This is a genomic window from Halodesulfovibrio aestuarii DSM 17919 = ATCC 29578 (genome assembly GCF_000384815.1).
Classification (GTDB): Bacteria; Desulfobacterota; Desulfovibrionia; order Desulfovibrionales; family Desulfovibrionaceae; genus Halodesulfovibrio; species Halodesulfovibrio aestuarii.
On record NZ_ARQF01000021.1, the window covers coordinates 501,009 to 519,916 of the forward strand.

20 protein-coding genes and 2 tRNA genes are annotated in these 18,908 nt (G+C 43.8%); 9 read left to right on the forward strand and 13 right to left on the reverse strand.

Going from position 1 to position 18,908, the window contains the following annotated elements; translation table 11 throughout:
• Positions 1-24 precede the first annotated feature (24 nt).
• From F461_RS0113160 to nifH, 9 genes are all read right to left on the reverse strand, one after another.
• Positions 25-1,380, reverse strand: coding sequence for a nitrogenase component 1 (locus F461_RS0113160; protein ID WP_020001624.1), 1,356 nt, complete (start codon positions 1,378-1,380; stop codon positions 25-27).
• The gene (gene nifE, locus F461_RS0113165) at positions 1,373-2,761 is read right to left on the reverse strand and encodes a nitrogenase iron-molybdenum cofactor biosynthesis protein NifE (protein ID WP_020001625.1); all 1,389 of its coding nucleotides are present in this window, start codon (positions 2,759-2,761) and stop codon (positions 1,373-1,375) included. The genes F461_RS0113160 and nifE overlap by 8 nt, the downstream gene beginning before the upstream one ends.
• A 51-nt stretch (positions 2,762-2,812) precedes the next feature.
• A complete protein-coding gene (locus tag F461_RS0113170; RefSeq protein ID WP_020001626.1) occupies positions 2,813-3,268 on the reverse strand; it encodes a GNAT family N-acetyltransferase in 456 nt (151 codons plus the stop codon).
• A gap of 4 nt (positions 3,269-3,272) precedes the next feature.
• A complete protein-coding gene (locus tag F461_RS0113175; protein ID WP_020001627.1) occupies positions 3,273-3,578 on the reverse strand; it encodes a (2Fe-2S) ferredoxin domain-containing protein in 306 nt (101 codons plus the stop codon).
• An 81-nt stretch (positions 3,579-3,659) separates the two neighbouring features.
• On the reverse strand, positions 3,660-5,033 hold the full coding sequence (gene nifK / locus F461_RS0113180; RefSeq protein WP_020001628.1) for a nitrogenase molybdenum-iron protein subunit beta: 1,374 nt from the start codon (positions 5,031-5,033) through the stop codon (positions 3,660-3,662).
• Between the two features lie 15 nt (positions 5,034-5,048).
• A complete protein-coding gene (gene nifD, locus F461_RS0113185; protein ID WP_020001629.1) occupies positions 5,049-6,686 on the reverse strand; it encodes a nitrogenase molybdenum-iron protein alpha chain in 1,638 nt (545 codons plus the stop codon).
• A gap of 19 nt (positions 6,687-6,705) precedes the next feature.
• Positions 6,706-7,080, reverse strand: coding sequence for a P-II family nitrogen regulator (locus F461_RS0113190; protein WP_020001630.1), 375 nt, complete (start codon positions 7,078-7,080; stop codon positions 6,706-6,708).
• A 4-nt stretch (positions 7,081-7,084) separates the two neighbouring features.
• Positions 7,085-7,432, reverse strand: a complete 348-nt coding sequence (locus tag F461_RS0113195) for a P-II family nitrogen regulator (RefSeq protein ID WP_020001631.1) — start codon at positions 7,430-7,432, stop codon at positions 7,085-7,087.
• A gap of 71 nt (positions 7,433-7,503) precedes the next feature.
• Positions 7,504-8,334 (reverse strand): nitrogenase iron protein, encoded by an 831-nt coding sequence (gene nifH / locus F461_RS0113200; RefSeq protein ID WP_020001632.1) that lies wholly within the window; start codon positions 8,332-8,334, stop codon positions 7,504-7,506.
• 353 nt (positions 8,335-8,687) lie between these two features.
• On the opposite strand from nifH, the gene F461_RS0113205 reads away from it, so the two are divergent.
• The 4 genes from F461_RS0113205 to F461_RS17925 are packed head-to-tail and all read left to right on the forward strand — an operon-like array spanning position 8,688 to position 12,287.
• A complete protein-coding gene (locus F461_RS0113205; RefSeq protein WP_020001633.1) occupies positions 8,688-9,821 on the forward strand; it encodes a LeuA family protein in 1,134 nt (377 codons plus the stop codon).
• A gap of 49 nt (positions 9,822-9,870) precedes the next feature.
• Entirely contained in the window at positions 9,871-10,623 is a 753-nt protein-coding gene (gene modA / locus F461_RS0113210; RefSeq protein WP_020001634.1) for a molybdate ABC transporter substrate-binding protein, read from the forward strand.
• The gene (modB, locus tag F461_RS17920) at positions 10,616-11,374 is read left to right on the forward strand and encodes a molybdate ABC transporter permease subunit (protein ID WP_020001635.1); all 759 of its coding nucleotides are present in this window, start codon (positions 10,616-10,618) and stop codon (positions 11,372-11,374) included. Before modA ends, modB begins: the two co-directional genes overlap by 8 nt.
• A complete protein-coding gene (locus F461_RS17925; protein WP_020001636.1) occupies positions 11,331-12,287 on the forward strand; it encodes a hypothetical protein in 957 nt (318 codons plus the stop codon). Before modB ends, F461_RS17925 begins: the two co-directional genes overlap by 44 nt.
• Before the next feature lie 355 nt (positions 12,288-12,642).
• Here F461_RS17925 and F461_RS0113225 read toward each other — a convergent pair whose 3' ends face one another.
• Positions 12,643-13,164, reverse strand: coding sequence for a type 1 glutamine amidotransferase domain-containing protein (locus F461_RS0113225; RefSeq protein WP_020001637.1), 522 nt, complete (start codon positions 13,162-13,164; stop codon positions 12,643-12,645).
• Between the two features lie 349 nt (positions 13,165-13,513).
• Between F461_RS0113225 and F461_RS0113230 the strand changes: the two genes are divergently transcribed.
• The gene (locus F461_RS0113230; RefSeq protein WP_020001638.1) at positions 13,514-14,083 is read left to right on the forward strand and encodes a manganese efflux pump MntP; all 570 of its coding nucleotides are present in this window, start codon (positions 13,514-13,516) and stop codon (positions 14,081-14,083) included.
• A gap of 194 nt (positions 14,084-14,277) precedes the next feature.
• Here F461_RS0113230 and F461_RS0113235 read toward each other — a convergent pair.
• From F461_RS0113235 to F461_RS0113245, 3 genes are all read right to left on the reverse strand, one after another.
• Positions 14,278-14,354: transfer RNA gene (locus F461_RS0113235), tRNA-Met, on the reverse strand.
• A gap of 23 nt (positions 14,355-14,377) precedes the next feature.
• Positions 14,378-14,454 (reverse strand) — tRNA-Met (locus F461_RS0113240).
• Between the two features lie 104 nt (positions 14,455-14,558).
• Positions 14,559-15,368 carry an undecaprenyl-diphosphate phosphatase gene (locus tag F461_RS0113245; protein ID WP_020001639.1) on the reverse strand — a complete coding sequence of 270 codons (810 nt, stop codon included), beginning with the start codon at positions 15,366-15,368 and terminating at the stop codon, positions 14,559-14,561.
• Positions 15,369-15,522: 154 nt separating this feature from the next.
• On the opposite strand from F461_RS0113245, the gene F461_RS0113250 reads away from it, so the two are divergent.
• The 4 genes from F461_RS0113250 to F461_RS0113265 all read left to right on the forward strand — a co-directional run bounded on the left by F461_RS0113250 (position 15,523) and on the right by F461_RS0113265 (position 18,906).
• Positions 15,523-15,708, forward strand: a complete 186-nt coding sequence (locus F461_RS0113250) for a hypothetical protein (RefSeq protein WP_020001640.1) — start codon at positions 15,523-15,525, stop codon at positions 15,706-15,708.
• Between the two features lie 29 nt (positions 15,709-15,737).
• Complete coding sequence (locus F461_RS0113255; protein ID WP_020001641.1) at positions 15,738-16,913, forward strand: LptF/LptG family permease; 1,176 nt, start codon at positions 15,738-15,740, stop codon at positions 16,911-16,913.
• The gene (locus tag F461_RS17930; protein ID WP_020001642.1) at positions 16,901-18,019 is read left to right on the forward strand and encodes an LptF/LptG family permease; all 1,119 of its coding nucleotides are present in this window, start codon (positions 16,901-16,903) and stop codon (positions 18,017-18,019) included. Before F461_RS0113255 ends, F461_RS17930 begins: the two co-directional genes overlap by 13 nt.
• Positions 18,020-18,081: 62 nt before the next feature.
• Positions 18,082-18,906 carry a hypothetical protein gene (locus F461_RS0113265; protein WP_020001643.1) on the forward strand — a complete coding sequence of 275 codons (825 nt, stop codon included), beginning with the start codon at positions 18,082-18,084 and terminating at the stop codon, positions 18,904-18,906.
• Positions 18,907-18,908 lie beyond the last annotated feature (2 nt).

Sequence of the window (18,908 nt, forward strand, 5' to 3'; positions counted from 1 at the left end):
AGAGGGTAAATAGATTTTTAATTATTACAGATAACCATATCCAACAGGGCTGTCGTTCTGTTTTTTCTCAAGAAGAGCGTTTATTATACGGTCAAGTAAGGAAAGAGTGCCTTCGTATCCAATATGTTTTGTTCTTTGACCACCAAATCTGTCGTGGATAGGGAAACCAACTCGGATCAAAGGAATATCCCAGGCTTTTGCGTACTGATATCCCTTGGAATGTCCGATAAGGATATCTGGTTTTAACTCTTCAGCCCGCGCTGCAATATCAAAGAAATCTACACCTTCGTGGACTTCTGGTACACATGTCGCCACATCTCGCGTGATGTCTTTAATGTGAGTTTCCAAATTTTTGTTTTTAGAACCAGTACCTACCAGAATAACGTCTATGCCAATTTCTGTTAAAAATGAGCACAATCCGGTCACCAGATCTTCTTCTCCGTACACAACTGCACGTTTTCCAAAAACATATTTATGACCATCGACGAAGGCGTCTACGAGTCTTCCACGCTGCTGCTCGTAGCGTCTCGGTATTTTTTTTCCGGATATTTTGCTGAGTGTTTCAAAGAACACATCACTTTCACGCAATCCTATAGGCAGCCCAATGCGGTAGTTTGGAGTTTTAAATCGTTCCTGTAAGCTGGCTCCGCCAGTTTTTTCAGGAAGGCAACGCCCAAACTCAATAGTTGCCTTTGAACCGGACATCTTTTTAATATCTTTAAGAGGGGTACCACCCGTAGGGATCTTGACATAATCCTCGAGAGTTATACCGTCCAATGTTTCTGAAATGTCCGGCAGGATGGTTGATGCTATTTCAAAGTCTTCGCAAATCTCTCTTAGATGGCGAATGTCTTCACAGGAAACCATATTAGGCAAAATGTTAACAGTGTCGGAAGCAGACGTTTTTTCAAGACAGAGTTGTTCCGTTATTGCCTGTACGGCTCCGTGCCAACCGTCGGTGTGTGTGCCGTTATAGCTTGGAGTAGCTACTTGTACTATTTCCGGAAGTGGTAATTCGCTAAATTCTTTTTTAAATTCAGAAAGAAACATCGGGACATTGTCACCAATCGTTTCTGTAAGGCATGTTGTTGCAACGCCAACCACTTTGGGTTCGTACTTTATCATCACGTTTAGAATGCCCTTTTTCAAATTGGGGCCGCCGCCGTAAATAGCGTTTTTTTCACCAAGGGCAGAGGACGCGATGTCTATTGATTCGCGGAAGTGACTGATAATGTAACGGCGCATGTATGTGGCACAGCCCTGTGAACCATGCAGGAAGGGAATACCGCCTTCCACGCCTCGAAAAGCCAGTGAGGCACCCAACGGTGTACATAATTTACAAGCATTAGTTGTAGATACATAATTACTGGTCTTAGACATTGCCCGTCTCCTTGTTTACTCCCTTATTGCGGTTCGCACGCCTCGGGACAAAATTCCATACGGGACTCATCACTGAAGAATGTACTTCCTTTGCGAAGTTCAACATTCCTTCAAACCCACCAAGCGCTTCTTTCCGTTCATGGTTATGATCACAAAAGCCTACGCCCAGTTTGTATGCTATGGGGCGTTCTTTTACGCCGCCTACAAATAAATCAACATTTTTTTCTTTAATAAATTCTGCAAGTTCCAAAGGGTTGGCGTCGTCAACTAAAATGGTGTCCGGGTCTGCAATCTCGGCCAGTTCATTGTAATCTTCTTTAGTGCCAGTTTGTGATCCGCATACAACAACCTTCATACCTAAGTGTCGAAAAGCTTTAATTAGTGAAAATGCTTTAAAAGATCCGCCGACATACATGGCCACTTTTTTCCCTTCTAAGTCTTTGCGATAGCGGGCAATTTCAGGCATGAGTGTGGACAATTCTTCACGTACAAGAGTTTCTGTCTTTTCAACAATTGTCGGATCTATCTCTTTAAAGAAATCGGAGATCTGGTAGAGGGAGTCTGCCATATCCTCTATGCCAATATATGAGACACGAATAAACGGAGTGCCGTAGGTCTCTTGCAGCATTTTTGCTAAATCGAGTGTCGCACCGGAGCACTGTACAAGGTTGAGGGACGCTCCGTGGCAACGTCCGATATCTTCTACGCGACCGTCACCGGTAATGTTTGCAACGACCGTAATCCCCATTCGCTCAAAATATTTTCTAATAATCCAAATTTCGCCAGCAAGGTTGAAGTCGCCTAAGATGTTCACTGAAAGTTTTGGCACATCAGAAATATCTTGAGTTCCGACAAGCTGAAACATAGCCTTGCAAGCTGCTAGGTATCCTGCACGTTTGTTGCCTTTAAAACCTTCAGACATAACAGGTAGTACTGGGATTTTCTTTTTCAGGCTCATTTCTTTGCAAACGGCTTCAAGGTCATCACCAATGATGCCAACTATGCATGTTGAATAAACAAAAGCAGCTTTAGGCTTGTGTCTGTCTATAAGTTCATCAAGAGCCGCAGTAAGTTTTTCTTCACCGCCAAAAACAACATCCAGTTCTTGCAAATCTGTTGAAAATGAAAGCCGGTGCAGTTCTGGGCCACTTGATAATGCACCGCGGATATCCCATGTATAAACGGCACACCCGATAGGGCCATGAACGAGATGCAGTGCGTCAGCAATGGGGTAGAGCACAACTCTGGAGCCGCAAAATACACATGCGCGCTGGCTTACAGCACCGGCAAGAGATTCTTTGTTACATGCGATTTCAACAGGATTGCCATGACCTGTACGGTGCACCTGGTCTTTTCTTTCTTCTAAAATGGCTTTACTCACGGTATTCCCCCTAGTTGATTCACACGAATACTTGCTTCTTGAATGTGTTGATTAGTGCTTTTTGGAAAGGCACACTAATTGTGTTTTGTTCCAGTTTCTTGCGTTATAAAAGTCTAGAGCCTTAGTGTTATTTGTATCTGCCAAAAGCTGGGAACGTGTTGCCCCATACTTTTGAGCAAATTGTTCCATGCCTTTTAACAGCAATGTTCCTATTCCCATGTGCTGTATATGGGGGTGCACAACGACATCTTCAACCAGTACAGAAAAACCACCTTCTGCTGTCGAAACAAGTAATTGTCCTGTGCACATCCCCACGGTGTTTTTGTCTGATTCTGCTACAAGAATACACGATGTGGGTGAGCGTAACAGGAGCTTCAATCCTTTTTCCTGTTTCGCAAAATCGCTTTTGAAATCGGCCTCGATGGAGAAAAGTATGTGGAGTAGGTCACATAGCTGTGTAAGGTCGTTTTCATTGGCTTCACGTATGGTAACTTGAGGCAGACTCATTTCTTTACGATTCCATAAGGTATTCTTCGCATGGTTCGCCGTCTTCGAGGCTGTCTAAAATTGCGTCAATAGCTTCTTCAGAGTTCACCCCTTTGTACCACCAGTTTTCAGGCTGGATAACCATGACAGGGCCGGATTCACATTGCTTCAGGCAGGTTGTCGCAATCACAAGGGCGTCTAGCCCACGGTCAAGGGCCTCTTCTTCAATATACTGTAAGAATCCTTCAGTTTGTTTATGACAAATGCCTTTGGGACTACCAGCAGCACGAAAGCTTTGGCAGCAGATGAGCATTCTTTCAGGAGTGGCCATTCTATAATCCTTTCATGTTGGGTTAGTAGGCATCCTGCACCACAGGAGCGCGGTGCAGGATACGAGTGTTGTCGTGTGGAGTTACAGAACCAATTCAAAGGTCTCTTCAGGAGCATCGCGATCTTTGCGAGCTAATAGAAGATCAAGAATTTTTTCCAGTAAGCGCAGTCCGCCTTTGTAACCCACTGTAGGGAAGTACTGATGACCCTGTCTGTCCAGAATTGGGAAGCCCCAACGCAGGAATGGAGTGTCTTCATCTCGTGCAATGTATTTGCCATAAGTGTTGCCAATAATAAGATCTACCGGCTCATTTTTCATCCACTGATGCAGCAGGAACATGTCACCTTTTGCTTTTACTTTTACTTCAAAAGGCATATCCGCTGTTATTTCTTTAATGCGCTTTTCAAACTTCTTGCCCGGAGTACCTGTTACAACGTACGCAGGATACATATCAATGGAACGAAGGAATTCACACATCGAGATGACCTGATCCGGATCACCAAAAATAGCTACGCGTTTGCCATAGAAGTATTGGTGCATGTCTGAGATGAGGTCCACAAGCTGTCCTCGCTCTGTTGTAATGGAGTCAGGAATGCTTGCTCCCGCAACAGTACGCAGCGCATCAATGAATCTGTCCGTAGCTGCGAGACCAAATGGCATGTCGAGAACAGAACAAGGAACTTTGTGTTTCGCATCTAACCAGCGTGCAGCTTCGGCAGAGCACCATTCTCCAAGAGCCAGAGTTCCTGTAGCCTGTCCAGACTCTTTAAGTTCTTTTACTGTTACACCACCATCAGGAAACATTTTGTATTGACCTGTGAGAGGTGTATTAAGAACGCCGGAAGTATCCGGGAATAGTGTGATATCCACACCGATAAGCGATGCAAGGCGTTTAATCTCTTCCATGTCACTAGGTTCCACCCAGCCTGGAATGATATTCACTTTGCCGTTTTTCTTATCAGTTTCGTCTGCCAGCTGTGCCATAGCTTTCACCATGTTGCTAAAGCCTGTGACGTGGGAGCCGACATAGCTTGGTGTTGGAGCACCAATAATGGTTTTACCTTCCGGTACCTTACCTTCGGAAACTGCTTTGGCTGCGATTTGTTTTAAATCGTCACCGATGGTTTCAGACAGACAAGTCGTGTGTACCGCGATCACCTCGGGGTCGTAGACGGTAAAGATGTTGTTAATGGCCTGAAGCAAGTTTGCCTGCCCGCCAAAAACTGATGCACCTTCAGTAAAAGAGCTTGTAGCTGCTGAAATAGGTTCTTTGTAGTGCCGAGTCAGCGTTGAACGATGGTATGAACAACAGCCCTGCGAACCGTGACTATGTGGCAGACAGCCTTTGATACCGAGTGCGGCATACATTGCGCCAATAGGCTGGCATGTTTTGGCGGGGTTAATAGTCAGAGATTTACGCTCTGCTACCTCTGTAGGTGTATGTTTAAGTAACATTCTATTTCTCCCTGCTTATTCCCATACAAACGTGGCGGTTAGTTCCGGATTTTCCTGCCAAGGTGCTTTCATGTAGCTCCAGACCTTGCTGTTTACCAGACGGTCAATTTCTTGGTAGAAATTGATTGCGCCTTTAAATCCTGCATATGGTCCGCCGGAATCGTAGCTGTGCAGCTGCTTCATTGGAATTCCAAGCTTCTGGATAGAGAATTTCTCTTTAATACCTGCGCAGAACAAATCTGGTTTTAAGAGTTCAACAAGCTTTTCCGCTTCGTACTGGTTGAGGTCATCAATAATGATAGAACCTTTATCTAAATCCGGATTAAGACCATCGTAATGTCTGAATTTGAGACCTGCATCTTCAAGAGCTTTTAACTCTGCTGGTGTCTTACGGGCTTTGAACTCATCAGGCGAAGGCGTGATTTCCAGTTCTTCAATGTTACGAGAATCAGCATCTACTTTGATATTTGGAATAACCTGACGGCCTTCATAGTCGTCTCTGTGTCCAAATTCGTACCCGGCAGATATTGTTTTCATTCCTAATTCGGCAAACAGGTCATTGTAATGGTGAGCTCGTGAGCCACCAACGAATAACATGGCTGTTTTGCCTGCTGTGCGTTCTTTTATATCTTCGATTGCAGCTTCAACCTCAGGCATTTCTTCTGCAATGACGTCGTTAACTTTTTTCACTAATTCTGGATCATTGAAGTATTCAGCAATTTTCCGAAGTGACTTTGCGGTGCTTTTTGCGCCAATAAAGTTAACCTTAATCCAAGGGATGCCGTATTTTGTCTCAAGCATGTCAGCTACATAGTTAATGGAACGGTGGCACATTACACAGCTGAGGTCTGCGTGTTGGGCAGAGGCAAACTGATCGTATGTTGAGTTACCGGAAAAAGTTGCGATGTTTGTAATTCCGCACTTTTTAAGAATTCGATCAATTTCAAAACCGTCTCCACCGATATTGTATTCACCAAGGAGGTTGATTTTGTATTTGCCTTCCTTAGGTTCCTTGTTTTCACCTACAAGGTGGGTGAAAACCTGGTTGTTCGCAATATGGTGACCGGCAGACTGGGATACACCTTTGTATCCTTCACAGGAAAATCCAAAGACGTTGCAGTCGCCGAATTTTTCTTTCATTTTTCGGGAGACAGCATGAACATCATCACCAATCAATCCAACAGGGCAAGTGGAGAAGATACAGATGGCTTTTGGGTGGAACAAGTCATAGGCTTCCTGAATCGCAGCCTCTAACTTTTTTTCACCGCCAAAGATAATGTCCTGATCCTGCATATCTGTTGAAAAACAGTACGGGATGTAGTTTTCGCCATCCACGCCTGGATCTGTTTGGTTACGGCGAGTGAGCCATGAGTAGAAGCCGCAACCGATAGGGCCGTGTGTAATGTTAACGATATCGCGTGTAGGGCCCATAATAACGCCCTTACAACCGGCGTATGTGCAACCGCGCATGGTAATAATGCCGGGGATAGTACGGACGTTGGCAACGATTTCTGGTGGTGCTTCACATTCGGTTGCTTCGTTAATCATTATTTGTTTGGCGCGCTTGCGGGCTACTTTGGGTGGATACTTCTTAAGAAGTTCCTTTTTAATATCAGTAGGGTCCCACTGCACCATTTTCGGTTTGATACTCATTTTTTAGTCTCCTTGGTGCTTAAGCTATAGATTTTTCGCCGCACTCACCTGATCTGACACGAACGGCGTCATCAACAGGGCTGACAAAAATCTTACCATCGCCGGGCTTACCTGTTTGGTTGGCAGCAATAATCGTTTGAACGATGTCATCGACTTCACTATCCGGGACAACTGCTACAAGCATGCGTTTTGGGTATAGTTTGCCCTTTTCACCAAGAACAGCAGCGGCTTCTTCGTAGCCTTCTTCCATACCGGCAAGAACTTTTTTATTAACAAAGCCTTTGCCTCTACCTTGGACTTCATATGCATAAAATGCATCCAGTCCGAGTTCTGTAAGTGCCTTTTTAGTGCGGTTCATCATGTTCATACGCACGACTGCAGTAATCTCTTTCATACTGTTAGCCCTCCGCTGCTGGAGAAGCTTCTTTAATACCAGAGCTGATGGTATATACGTCTTCAACTGGTGTTACGAAAATTTTACCATCACCAAATGCACCTTTTTTACCAGAGCGTGCTGCATCCATAATTGTTTCAATGAGATAATCTTTATCTTCAGCTTTGACTGCACATAACAGCATTACTTTAGGCAACTCGTCGTATGTTACTTCACCAATTTTAATGCCTCGTTGCTTACCACGCCCTGCAACAGCAAATTTTGTTACTGCAGGAAAACCCTTGTCCATAAGTTCCTTAAGTACATCATCTACTTTTTCAGGACGGACTATTGCTTTAACCATGATCATCATATTCATTCTCCCGTGCAGCGTTATACTGTGCTATAATGCAGTTGTTGTGCTTGTGTTTCGTGGTTTGCGATCTAGCTTACTTCCATAAGACCAAAATCTACCAGCAGGCTTTCCAGTTCTTCAATTTCTAAAGGAGTCGGGACCACAAACATTTCGTTTTGATCAATAGCGTTTGCTAATCCTCGATATGCATCTGCCTGCGGTACGGTGTCATTCCATTCAAGAACAGTTTTTCTGTTGATTTCTGCACGCTGTACGTCGTTGTCACGTGGGACGAAGTAAATCATCTGTGTTCCAAGCTTGCGTGCGAATTCTTCAATCATTTCTTTTTCGTTATCAACATTACGGGAGTTACAAATGAGGCCGCCAAGGCGAACGCCGCCGGACTGCGCGTACTTCATAACACCTTTACAGATGTTGTTAGCAGCATACATAGCCATCATTTCACCAGAGCAGACGATGTAGATTTCTTCTGCTTTGCCATCTCGGATAGGCATCGCGAATCCACCACAAACAACGTCGCCAAGAACATCATAGAAAACATAATCTAACTGTTCAGATTCTTCGTAAGCACCGAGGTTTTCAAGCATGTTAATGGAGGTGATGATCCCACGACCTGCACAGCCAACCCCAGGTTCCGGGCCACCGGATTCTACGCACCATGTGCCGCCGAAACCGCCTTTACGGATGTCTTCGAGTTCAACATCTTCACCTTCTTCACGAAGTGTATCCAACACTGATTTCTGCTGTAATCCACCAAGCAGGAGACGGGTTGAGTCAGCTTTAGGGTCGCAACCAACAACCATTACCTTGCGGTCCAGCATGGAAAGACCTGCTACTGTGTTCTGTGTTGTAGTAGATTTGCCAATGCCGCCTTTGCCATAGATTGCTACTTTTCTCATTTTTATCTCCAAGTCTGTAAGGTTCCTATTGCAACTATGTTTTCTTTAAAGCGAATGGCGTGCCAAATATTGCAACTTGAAAAATATCTTTAAAATAAAGTGTCTTATGTCGTTTGTGTGAGCTTAGAAGGTACAAGCATAGGCATGTAGGAACCTACAAACCTGTCTACAGAAATGTAGTTTCCTACAAAAAGGTATGTGTAATTTGGGAGATGGTGTGTGTGGATGCACTATGTTTTGTGAGAATTACGATGATGGGCATGTTGGCACTATTAATGCTTGTATCTGAGTATCGTGTAATTGCCATCTGACGTTGTTAACGATGGTTAAATGGTCTTATATGAGGAGTTATTATGTTGTTAGATACAACGTTAAGAGAAGGTGCTCAGTTATTCGGTGCATATTTTACTATAGATACACGAAAGCAAATTCTATCCAGCTTATTACAGGTTGGGGTAGATGAAATAGAATTGGGGTGGATAGGGCAAAGTGAGCTGACTGAGTTTTCGACGTACGCTCGAAGTCAAACATCTTCTATAAAGTTGAGTGTGTGGTCGCCGTGTAGAGAAGCTGACATTCGCGCAGTGGCAAAGTTGCCCGTGGATAGAATAAACATTGGCGTTCCATCGTCTGATTTACATATAGAAAAAAGATTATCCACGCAGCGGGAAGTGTTACTGGAACGCCTTGTCGCAAATATCAATGTGGCAAAAGAATGTGGCATTCCTTACATCTCAGTTGGGCTGGAAGATGTGTCGAGAGCTGATGAGTTATTCGCTTTACAGATGGCATTGGTAGCAGAAACGCATGGAGCATCCCGTGTGAGGCTAGCAGATTCTTTAGGCCAATTAACACCTCTTACTATGGCTAAACTCATGAACCGGTTTCGGGATGCGTTTAGTATAGACATAGCTGTTCACTGTCACGACGATTTCGGTATGGCTACGGCTAATTCTATCACTGCGTTAGAATGTGGTGCTGATTATGCCGATATAAGCGTTCTTGGGGTGGGTGAACGGTCAGGAATCGCGGCAACGGAAGAGTTGGTCGCTTATTTAGCAATAAAACAGAAAGACACTCGTTATGCTCCTGATATTCTAAAGCGGTTATGCGAATTTGTAGCTTCTGCGGCGCATGTATCCATCCCGCGAACTAAAGCTGTTGTGGGAACTGATGTCTTTGCTTGCGAGTCCGGTTTGCATGCACACGCTTTGAGTAAGTCTCCAGAGTTATTCGAGCCCTACGATCTTGAACAAGTAGGGATTACAAGGAAAATTCGTGTCGGGAGCAAAAGTGGCAGAAGTGCTGTGCTGATAGCTCTAAATGAGTATGGGCTTGTGGATGAAGCTAATACTCTTGCTCAGGAATATATTACGGACGTGACGAAAGCAGTATGCCAATTGTCCTGTAAGCTCGAAAGGCCGTTAACTGAAGATGAATTGGGTGATGTGTGGAAAGAGACAATACATGGGGTTGAAGTTCATTAGTCGTTGTTTTTGATTTAAAAAAGAACCATTTAATAAGGTTGGTACCGCTATGTTGAAGAAAAAATTTACTATATGTGTATTGCTGCTGATGGTTTTTGCGGTAGTCGCGCAAGCAGGTGCGACATCGAAAGTTGGGAAAGTCTCCATCGCTTGTGCTGCCAACTTTACAAATACGCTTAAAAAACTGGCTGCTGAATATGAAAAAACAGGAGCAAAGGTGACATGTTTATTTGGATCAACAGGAATGCTATACGGACAGATTATTAATGGTGCACCCTTTGATATTTTTTTCGCAGCGGATGAAAAACGACCAGCGATGTTGTTCGATAAAAATATTGCATTGCAACCTAAGGTCTATGCTCAGGGGAAAGCAGTATTGTGGTCTATGAAGCCAGAGTTAATGTCCCTGCCTACATGGACGGACGTACTTGTTTCTCCTCATCTGGTGCATTTAGGAATTTCAAATCCTAAAACAGCGCCATACGGAGCAACAGCAGATGCTTCGCTACGGGGTGCACAGCTATATTCAGAAGTTGAATCTAAAATCGCAGTTGGCAAAAGTGTGGGAACTGCTTTTCAATATGGGTATACGGGCGTCGCAGATGCGACTTTTATCGCATTATCACAAGCTCTTTCTGAAAAAGGTCTGCAGGGGAAATATTGGGATATCCCGAATTCAAATAAAATTAATCAGGCTGCCTGTATTTTGCGATCAGGTGACGTTGAAAGTGCCAAAAGATTTATGAAATGGATTGAAAGCAAGGAAGCACGTTATATTATAAGTAGGTACGGTTATGAGTAGTGAAGACATTAGTGCCCTATGGGTAACGTTCAAGCTTGCAACAATTGTTATGATAGTGTTGCTGCTATTCTGTACGCCTCTTGCGTATATGTTGGCCAAAGGGAATATGCGGGGAAAACGCTATATACAAGCCGCCTGTAATTTACCAATGGTTTTGCCTCCAACTGTATTAGGGTTCGGACTGTTGTTCATCATGGGGCCATACTCTGTGGTTGGCAGTACTTGGAAATCGCTAACAGGGTTCTCCCTTACGTTTTCTTTTACCGGACTAGTTATAGGCTCCCTACTGTATAGTTTGCCTTTTGGGATATTGCCTATGCAGGCTGCTTTTGAAAAAATTGATGATAGCCTTATAGAAGCAGGTCGGGCTCTAGGATTTTCTAATATACAAACTTTTTTTTATATAGTGCTTCCTAATAGCCGTGGTGGGATTGCAGCATCAGCAGCACTTATCTTTGCTCATACAGTTGGGGAATTCGGAGTAGCATTAATGATAGGCGGCTCTATTCCTCATCAAACTCGGGTGATCTCTATCGCAATTTTTGAGCATACGGAAAGTATCAATTATGAGGCCGCAGCTGTACTTTCTTTAGTTTTGCTTGTTGTTAGCTATATTTCTTTAGTTTTTATAGGAAAAAGTTCTTCTAGTGTTCTAATGGGACGGAACTTTGCTGGAAATAACAATCCTAAAACAATGAGGTTGTCTTATGGAACCGCGCAAACCACATGTGTCAGAATTTGTGACCAGTGAAAATGTTGAGTTGTACGAGAACGGAAGTGTTGCCGTATGTTCGTTTGTTGCTCCTTGTGTCGTAGCAACTCAAGCCGGAAGTCTTATACCTCAATATTCTACAGACGATCTTCGTAAGAAAACTCTTCAGGCAGTAGCTTTTTACCGTAGTGGTTTTTTACGTTCATTGCCCTTAGAGACGCAGAGCTCAGTGTTAACTCCTATAGGTGAAATGTCCGCAGAGCTAATCACCTTTTATGAGAGTGGTGCCGTAAAAAGAGTGTTTCCTCTTAACGGAAAGCTCTCTGGGTATTGGGGGGAGGAAGATGAAGCCTCTCTTGCCAAGAGTATTTCCATAGATATTGGTGGCCATAGCGTAAGAGCAAAATGTATTAATGTTAGTTTTTATGAGCAGGGTAGCGTAGAGAGCATAACTCTTTGGCCCAATGAAACTATCGCATTAAATACTCCGGCAGGAAAAGTGCAGACGCGAATAGGAGCAAAATTTAGCCATGCGGGCGGGATTCTTTCTGTTGAACCGGCTGTTCCTACCGTAGTAAAAACTCCGATTGGAAAGATAACTGCGTACGATCAAGATGCTGTCGGAGTTATAGGTGATAACAATTCATTAGCGTTTTTTGAAACTGGTGCCATTCGTCGTGTCACGGCTATGCATACAAAAATTATTGCGAAAGACTTAGCAGGTAAGATAACCGTATTGCATCCTGCAACACGCGAAAGTTTATGCGGGAATGAGGAAGAAGAACTTATTCCAATGGTTATAGAATTTAAGCCTAACGGAATACAAGTGACCACAGGTGTAAGTGATTCGTCATATAACCTTAGTTATGATGAGTATGATATAAAAACACAAACATTCATTCCTGGGTTTGACGCTGTTTCATTTTGTAACCCTATACCCAAACAAATGTGATTTTTTTGCAAGCAAAGTTAATACAAAAAAAAGCCCGCTACGTAGCAGGCTTTTTTTGTATTTAGTAAACAGCATTGCTGTCCAGTCCGCAGTTAAGCTGAAAAGGGGAGTATCAATACCTGTGGACGGTTACTGAAAATAGCGATTCAGACTTTCGGTACGGGATAAGTAGGTGTTTTAAAAACAGAAAGTAGAGTATTTCGATAATTTTTTAGGGCAGCGGAAAAAGCAAATATTTTTACGCTGCCCTATTTATACGCAGTTAGAAAAGACTGTTGAGTCCCAAATGTATCGAGTCAATTTGGTGGACAGGCTCCGAGAGAATGAATAACGTCCTATAATTCAGAGAAGTTTTTTACTTCGTTGCCTGTTTTACAATGGCTCGACAGAAAGCTGGTAAGTCCTCAGGTTTGCGGGAGGAAATCTGGTTCCGGTCTACAACGACTTCCTCATCAATCCAGTTGGCCCCAGCGTTCTTCAAATCATCCTTAATCCCAGGAGTGGAGGTGCAGGTAAAGCCTTGCATTATCCCTGCGGAGATAGGAATCCATCCTCCATGACAGATGTGGGCAACGATTTTTCCGGCTTCGAAGATTTCACGGGTGAGTTCGAGCACTTTTGGGTCGCGTCTGAGTTTATCTGGAGCAAAACCGCCAGCAATGACAAGAAGATCGAAATTTCTTGCCTGCTGATCTGTAATGGCTGCATTGGAGCGAAATGGATAACCGTTTTTGCCTGTGTAGACGACATTGGCTTCTGGTCCAGCCACTACGACTTCTGCACCTTCTTCAATCAATCTATAGTACGGATACAGAAGTTCCATGTCTTCAAAAATATTATCTATAAACATTAAAACACGTTGACCTTTCATATTCATTTGAACCTCCATCTTTTAGAGTAAACGTACGTAGAGAATCTGCCCCTGTAATGGTGAGGGGAAAAGCAAACTAGAGAAGACGGGATGTCTCTATGCTTTACCAAGCTTTTAGTTCAGGTGTAGCGATGGGAGACAGTGCCCGATACGTTTCGCAAAACTAGGTGTCGTGTACAGCTTAGTGAGCACCTCGTAAAGCTGGTAGGCAAACCAGGCAGGGAAGGATTCGGAAAGTGAGAAACGGAGGGGGCGTTGGTTGATTCAAAAAAGGGAAAACTGATTGCTTTATTTTTTCTTGTAAAAGTACAAATTCCTGAGTAGCTGCTTTTGCAGTAACTAATAGGAGAATTTTATGGGCATTATAGAGCTTGTTTCTATTTCCATTGCGCTTGCGATGGATGCTTTTGCAGTCGCCATTGCTTCAGGCGTTGCATTAAAAAGAGTCAATTCTCGTCAAACATTTCGGTTGGCATGGCATTTTGGCTTATTTCAGGCACTGATGCCGATAGTTGGTTGGTACTTAGGAAGTACTGTTCGGTCTTCTATAGAAGCTTATGATCATTGGATTGCTTTTGGGCTGTTGGGATATATAGGTTATAAAATGATCCGCGAAGCCTTTGATGAGGGCGAAGATTCTAAAGGTGATCCAACTAGAGGGATGACACTTGTTGTTCTTTCTGTTGCAACCAGTATTGATGCCCTAGCCGTTGGCTTTAGTTTGTCTATGCTTGGTCTTTCAATTTGGTGGCCTGCACTTGTTATCGGTGTGGTAGCATTGCTTTTTACAGCGATAGGACTGCATCTTGGAAAATTCGTTTCAAAGGCAAAGGGCATTGGTCGCTATGCAGAATTAGTAGGTGGAATTGTTCTTATTGGAATAGGAATAAGGATTCTATGGGAGCATGGAGTACTGGCTGTGTAGTCTTGCAAGTAGCCGAAAGAACAGGGTGCTGAGGGAAGCCACTGGGTTCCGTTCCTTTTGGCTACTTTTGTTCGGAGTTCGAAGGCATAAAAAGATGGTTTTTTGGACTTACAGGTCAGGAACAGCAGACGAATAGAAGGCCCGGAAAATGAAAAAGGATCATAGATTTTCATCCATGATCCTAGTCTTCTTTTTGGTAGCGAGGGAGGGAATTGAACCCCCGACACTGCGGATATGAGCCGCATGCTCTAACCAACTGAGCTACCTCGCCATCAAAATTATGTTCAAGAGACGTGGTAGCGAGGGAGGGAATTGAACCCCCGACACTGCGGATATGAGCCGCATGCTCTAACCAACTGAGCTACCTCGCCATCTCTTGTACGCCGTACTTTGTGTCGACGGGAGAGTGTTTAAGGAAATCTTAAACACAATGCAAGCGTTTTCTGAAAAAAAGTTATTTTGGAAACAAAAAAATTTAAGTCCAGAAAAGATATACTAACGGGGCGATGATTAGGCGGTACCACGCAAAAGGTTTAAACGTCATTTTGCCGACAAGAGTGATAAATGCTTTAACTGCAACCAGTGCTGAAACAAATGAGACTATGAATCCTACAGCAAAAAATGGGATGTCGGCAGTAGTGAAGAGTTGATAATTTTTCAGAACGTCATATCCCGTTGCAGCAAACATAATAGGCACAGCCGCTAAAAAAGAATATTCCGCAGCAAGGGTACGGCGTGTTCCAAGAAGCATTCCGCCCATGATCGTTGCCGCTGAGCGGGAAAAGCCCGGCCATAGGGCGAGACACTGAAAACAGCCGATCCCAAAGGCAAGTTTTGGAGTCATTTCATCTAAAGAGTGAAAGGTTGCCTGTTCAATATCATGTGCTGGAGCATATTTTTCGACGCAAAGAATGAAGACTGCACCTACCGCAAGGGCAAAAGAAACAGTGATTGGGTTGAACAGGTAGGTTTTAATATACCCGCTGAGTAGTAATCCAATAATGCTGGCAGGGAGTGATGTAAGGAAAAGCATCCATAGGCCGCGTATGCCGGAGAAAGGAACTTCAGGTGTGTTTTTCAGTAATCCTAAAAATCTGTTAAGATACAGCATGACAACAGCGAGAATGGCTCCAAGCTGAATAAATACTTCGAAAACTGTTGCCTTTGGACCGGTATAGTCGAGAAGGTGTCCAGAGATAATAAGGTGCCCAGATGAAGAGACTGGTAAGAATTCAGTCAAGCCTTCGATAATACCGAGAATTCCAGCGGAGAAAAGTTCAGTCATAAATATGTCACATATGGTTTAGGGTTAATGGCAACAACCGCGGAAAAATACAGTATAGTAGACTTAGTTGCAAGGTGTTGGTTAGTGAGTTAGATTACCACGTTTTTCCATGTTAAGGGCTTAGGTCGTATTTACTACCAATGGGGAGTCGCAGATGACTACTATTATGCCGCAGAGTGAGCTCGTGAAAAAAGCTGTTGTCTATATTTATGAGCAGCGAAAAAAGTATCCCAAAAATTTTAATAAATTGTTGGATCAAGCGGGGATGCGATTTAACCTGAGTCCTAAGGAAGCAGAAATGCTTAAGGATTTTTTTAAACAATCAGAAAGTGACCACTAGGGGGGGCTGTTCTGTTTAATATCAGTTTAGTGCACAGACAGATTTTTAAGGAACATGTATCCATTTTTTGTCTGGCGATGTTTTCTCTGGTTTTTTTGATAGTAATCGGAAAGGTCTTACAGCTTCGAGAATTGTTTCTTGGTCTGGATATCGGGATTCTCGAAATGTTGAAGCTTTTTGGATTCTTAATTCCTGCCGTTTTGCTTATGATTATTCCAATAGCAACCATGCTATCTGTGTTTCTTACTTTTTTGCGCATGAGCTCTGATAGGGAGCTTGTCGCGTTGAAAGCAAGCGGTGTTAGTTTATATCAGTTACTCCCGGCACCAGTTGTATTTGGAACGCTTTGTACTTTGCTTACCCTTTGGGTTTCCATGTTTGGAATTTCATGGGGCATGAGTAATTTCCGTTCATCAGTTTTGGAATTGGCACAGACACGTGCCAAGGTTGTACTGCAACCGGGCGTTTTTAATAAATCTATTCCTAACTTAATGATTTATTCGCGTAGCTCCAGCCTTGCAACAGGAGAATTGGAGCATGTGCTTGTTCAGGACACCAGTAGAGATACAGGCGGGGTCACCATTGTTGCTCCGACAGGAAAACTTATCTCAGATACGGCTCAGGGAGAAATCCGTTTTGTTTTGCATGATGGTAAAATATACCGTCAGAACGGTAATAAGATTAGCGTACTTGGCTTTAATCGGTATGTAGTCCGCCTTGCGTTGTCGCAGCTAGTGAAGGGCGTCCATCTAGGCAAACTTCGTCCTTCCGGCATGTCTTATTCTCAACTACAGGCCATTAAGAAAGATCCATCCATTGCTGAGAGTAGATCCTTTATACACAAAACGGATGTTGAAATTCCAAAGCGCTGGGCGATGCCGTTTGCCTGTCTTGTGCTTGGTTTATTTGCCATGCCGTTAGCATGTGCTTTTGAAGGGATGCGGCAGCAAATGGGGGTTGTCATGGCTCTCGGGAACTTCCTTGTTTACTACAGCCTGCTTTCTATTGGGATGAAGAGTGGCGAAAGTGGCAGTGGTTTTTCTCCGGACATTACCCTTTGGATTCCTAACGTTCTTTTTGGCTGTTTAGCAATTGCAGGACTATATTTTACTGCAAAAGAACGAACAGTGAATGTTACTGCCATGATTACACATGTATTATTCAATCGTCGCAAAGGAAAAGGTGATGGAACATGTCGCTCTTAACTCGCTACATGCTTAAGCAGAACCTTTTTTTAATGCTGCTTATCTTGGGGATTGGCACCGCCGTTTATTTGTTGACCGACTTATTTGAAAAGCTGGATGACTTTCTCGAAGCTGGACTCGGTTTTTATACCGTTGCCATGTATTTTATTTGCAAGCTTCCTCTTATTGTTTCGCAGATTCTTCCTGCGGTATTTTTGCTTTCTTGCACAGTTCAACTATGTGTTATGTCCCGTAACAAAGAGCTTGTAGCGTTGCAGGCTGGTGGCGTTTCTTTTGTGTCGCTTGCCCGTTTTATCGTGTACATGGGATTATTTTGGGCTGTGATTCAGCTTGGTTTTTCACAGTTTCTCGGGGTAATGGGCGATGTTGAATCGCGGCGTATCTGGAATGAAGAGGTACAAGGAGAAACGGCTGCCAATACTACAGTCCGTGATATATGGTTCATTGAAGATGAGTATATTATCAACCTTGGTGTGGCTCATCTGAATGATGAAACTGCTGAGGGTGTCACCATTCTGCGTGTGTTGGAACAGGGTGACACTATTAAGGAAGTTATTAAAGCGCAGCGTGTTTCAATTCAGCCTGAGGGCTGGGTCTTGACCTCCGTGCTGCGCACAGAACCGGGTAGTTATGTCGAATCGACAATCCCGAAATTAGTTTTGCCGATACAACAGAAGCTGGGTGTATTTAAAACAGTATCTGCTGATGCAGACTTGAACAAGTTGGCATTATGGGAGCTTGGAGCAGCTATAGATAGACTGAAGTCATCCGGTTCTAACGTTGAAGCTCTTCAAACAGCGTATCAGCAGAAAATTGCCTACGCCACGGCAGTCTTAGTAATGGGGCTGGTGGCATTGATGCTCCTCACTTGGAGAGACAGCCTTTACATAAACATTTCTGTCGGGCTTGTCCTTACCTTCGTATTTTATGCACTCTTTACATGGTTTGGTGCTCTTGGTGAACGGGGCTATATTAACCCCGTACTTGGTGCTTGGTTTGCCAACATTCTGTTTGCAGCGGGTACCCTTGGGCGAGTGCTTTGGTATACTCGTTCCCGTGTTAAGAAAACGTCTTCTATGACGCTTTCCGGCAGTACTGCTACCTAATTAATTTTTCCTTACAGCAATAACATTTGTCATGCGCTTTACTATAGGTGTATGGAGATTGTATGTTTGAAAATAGCTTTTTTTCTGAATGGTTAGATGCTTTCTCTGTCGATGACGATCGTTTTGGTACAGCATATGATGCCGTACCGGATAACCGTCGTGCATGGTTGAAAACTACAATTGCCCGACTTCATGTGTTGTACGGAACCCCTCAGGTTATGTGGGGAAGGCAGGAACGACACTGGCGGCAGGGACATGTTTCTATTGCAGAAAGCCGACCGGTAGATTGGACTGCTGTGGTTGTGGATTCTGCCTATATGTCGGGTGTACGTCTTCTGGCGGCAGCAATGATCCCTTTGCTCAGCGGTGTCGAAGATATTCTTGTTGTTTTTACTGGTGATGCGCCAGTTGCGGCGGAATGCCTTGCCGCGCTTGAACTGGCAGGCATTGAGCGGGCTGTGCAGTTAGATACAGAAAAAACAGTAGCTTTTATGGCAGCGGTTTCTGGTGCTGAACTTAGCGGAAGAGTTCTTGCTCTTGGTGACACTGCTCTACAGGTTGTACACGACGCCGGAATTCCAAGTAACGGTGTTTCTATGTGGTTCGAACCTCAGTTCACGAGTATTGGTGTTCTTTCGGGCGGGTCTTTTGATAGAAAGCTATTGGCGTGGGCGCATCCTGATTTGAACATTGTTGATGTTACGGTGGACGATCTTGCATCGTTGCCTTCAGTTGCTGCGGTTTGCTGTGAAGGTGATGTTGTTGATACTGTGGTGGATACAGTTCCTGTTTCTTTAGGAGCAGGACAGGAAGGCTGTTGGATTTGGCCGGATTTATTGCCGCAGTGGTTTACGCATCGCCGTTTTTCTCTTCTTTCTGAAGTGTAACA

Excerpts from the sequence above, each read along its gene's own strand:
- nifK (WP_020001628.1), bottom strand. The coding sequence starts at position 5,033 with ATGTTACTTAAACATACACCTACAGAGGTAGCAGAGCGTAAATCTCTG.
- F461_RS0113160 (WP_020001624.1), bottom strand. The coding sequence starts at position 1,380 with ATGTCTAAGACCAGTAATTATGTATCTACAACTAATGCTTGTAAATTA.
- F461_RS0113170 (WP_020001626.1), bottom strand. The coding sequence starts at position 3,268 with ATGAGTCTGCCTCAAGTTACCATACGTGAAGCCAATGAAAACGACCTT.
- nifD (WP_020001629.1), bottom strand. The coding sequence starts at position 6,686 with ATGAGTATCAAACCGAAAATGGTGCAGTGGGACCCTACTGATATTAAA.
- modB (WP_020001635.1), top strand. The coding sequence starts at position 10,616 with ATGAGTAGTGAAGACATTAGTGCCCTATGGGTAACGTTCAAGCTTGCA.
- F461_RS0113175 (WP_020001627.1), bottom strand. The coding sequence starts at position 3,578 with ATGGCCACTCCTGAAAGAATGCTCATCTGCTGCCAAAGCTTTCGTGCT.
- F461_RS0113265 (WP_020001643.1), top strand. The coding sequence starts at position 18,082 with ATGTTTGAAAATAGCTTTTTTTCTGAATGGTTAGATGCTTTCTCTGTC.
- F461_RS0113225 (WP_020001637.1), bottom strand. The coding sequence starts at position 13,164 with ATGAATATGAAAGGTCAACGTGTTTTAATGTTTATAGATAATATTTTT.
- F461_RS0113230 (WP_020001638.1), top strand. The coding sequence starts at position 13,514 with ATGGGCATTATAGAGCTTGTTTCTATTTCCATTGCGCTTGCGATGGAT.
- F461_RS17930 (WP_020001642.1), top strand. The coding sequence starts at position 16,901 with ATGTCGCTCTTAACTCGCTACATGCTTAAGCAGAACCTTTTTTTAATG.
- F461_RS17925 (WP_020001636.1), top strand. The coding sequence starts at position 11,331 with ATGGAACCGCGCAAACCACATGTGTCAGAATTTGTGACCAGTGAAAAT.
- F461_RS0113250 (WP_020001640.1), top strand. The coding sequence starts at position 15,523 with ATGACTACTATTATGCCGCAGAGTGAGCTCGTGAAAAAAGCTGTTGTC.
- F461_RS0113205 (WP_020001633.1), top strand. The coding sequence starts at position 8,688 with ATGTTGTTAGATACAACGTTAAGAGAAGGTGCTCAGTTATTCGGTGCA.
- nifH (WP_020001632.1), bottom strand. The coding sequence starts at position 8,334 with ATGAGAAAAGTAGCAATCTATGGCAAAGGCGGCATTGGCAAATCTACT.
- modA (WP_020001634.1), top strand. The coding sequence starts at position 9,871 with ATGTTGAAGAAAAAATTTACTATATGTGTATTGCTGCTGATGGTTTTT.
- F461_RS0113190 (WP_020001630.1), bottom strand. The coding sequence starts at position 7,080 with ATGAAAGAGATTACTGCAGTCGTGCGTATGAACATGATGAACCGCACT.
- F461_RS0113245 (WP_020001639.1), bottom strand. The coding sequence starts at position 15,368 with ATGACTGAACTTTTCTCCGCTGGAATTCTCGGTATTATCGAAGGCTTG.
- F461_RS0113195 (WP_020001631.1), bottom strand. The coding sequence starts at position 7,432 with ATGATGATCATGGTTAAAGCAATAGTCCGTCCTGAAAAAGTAGATGAT.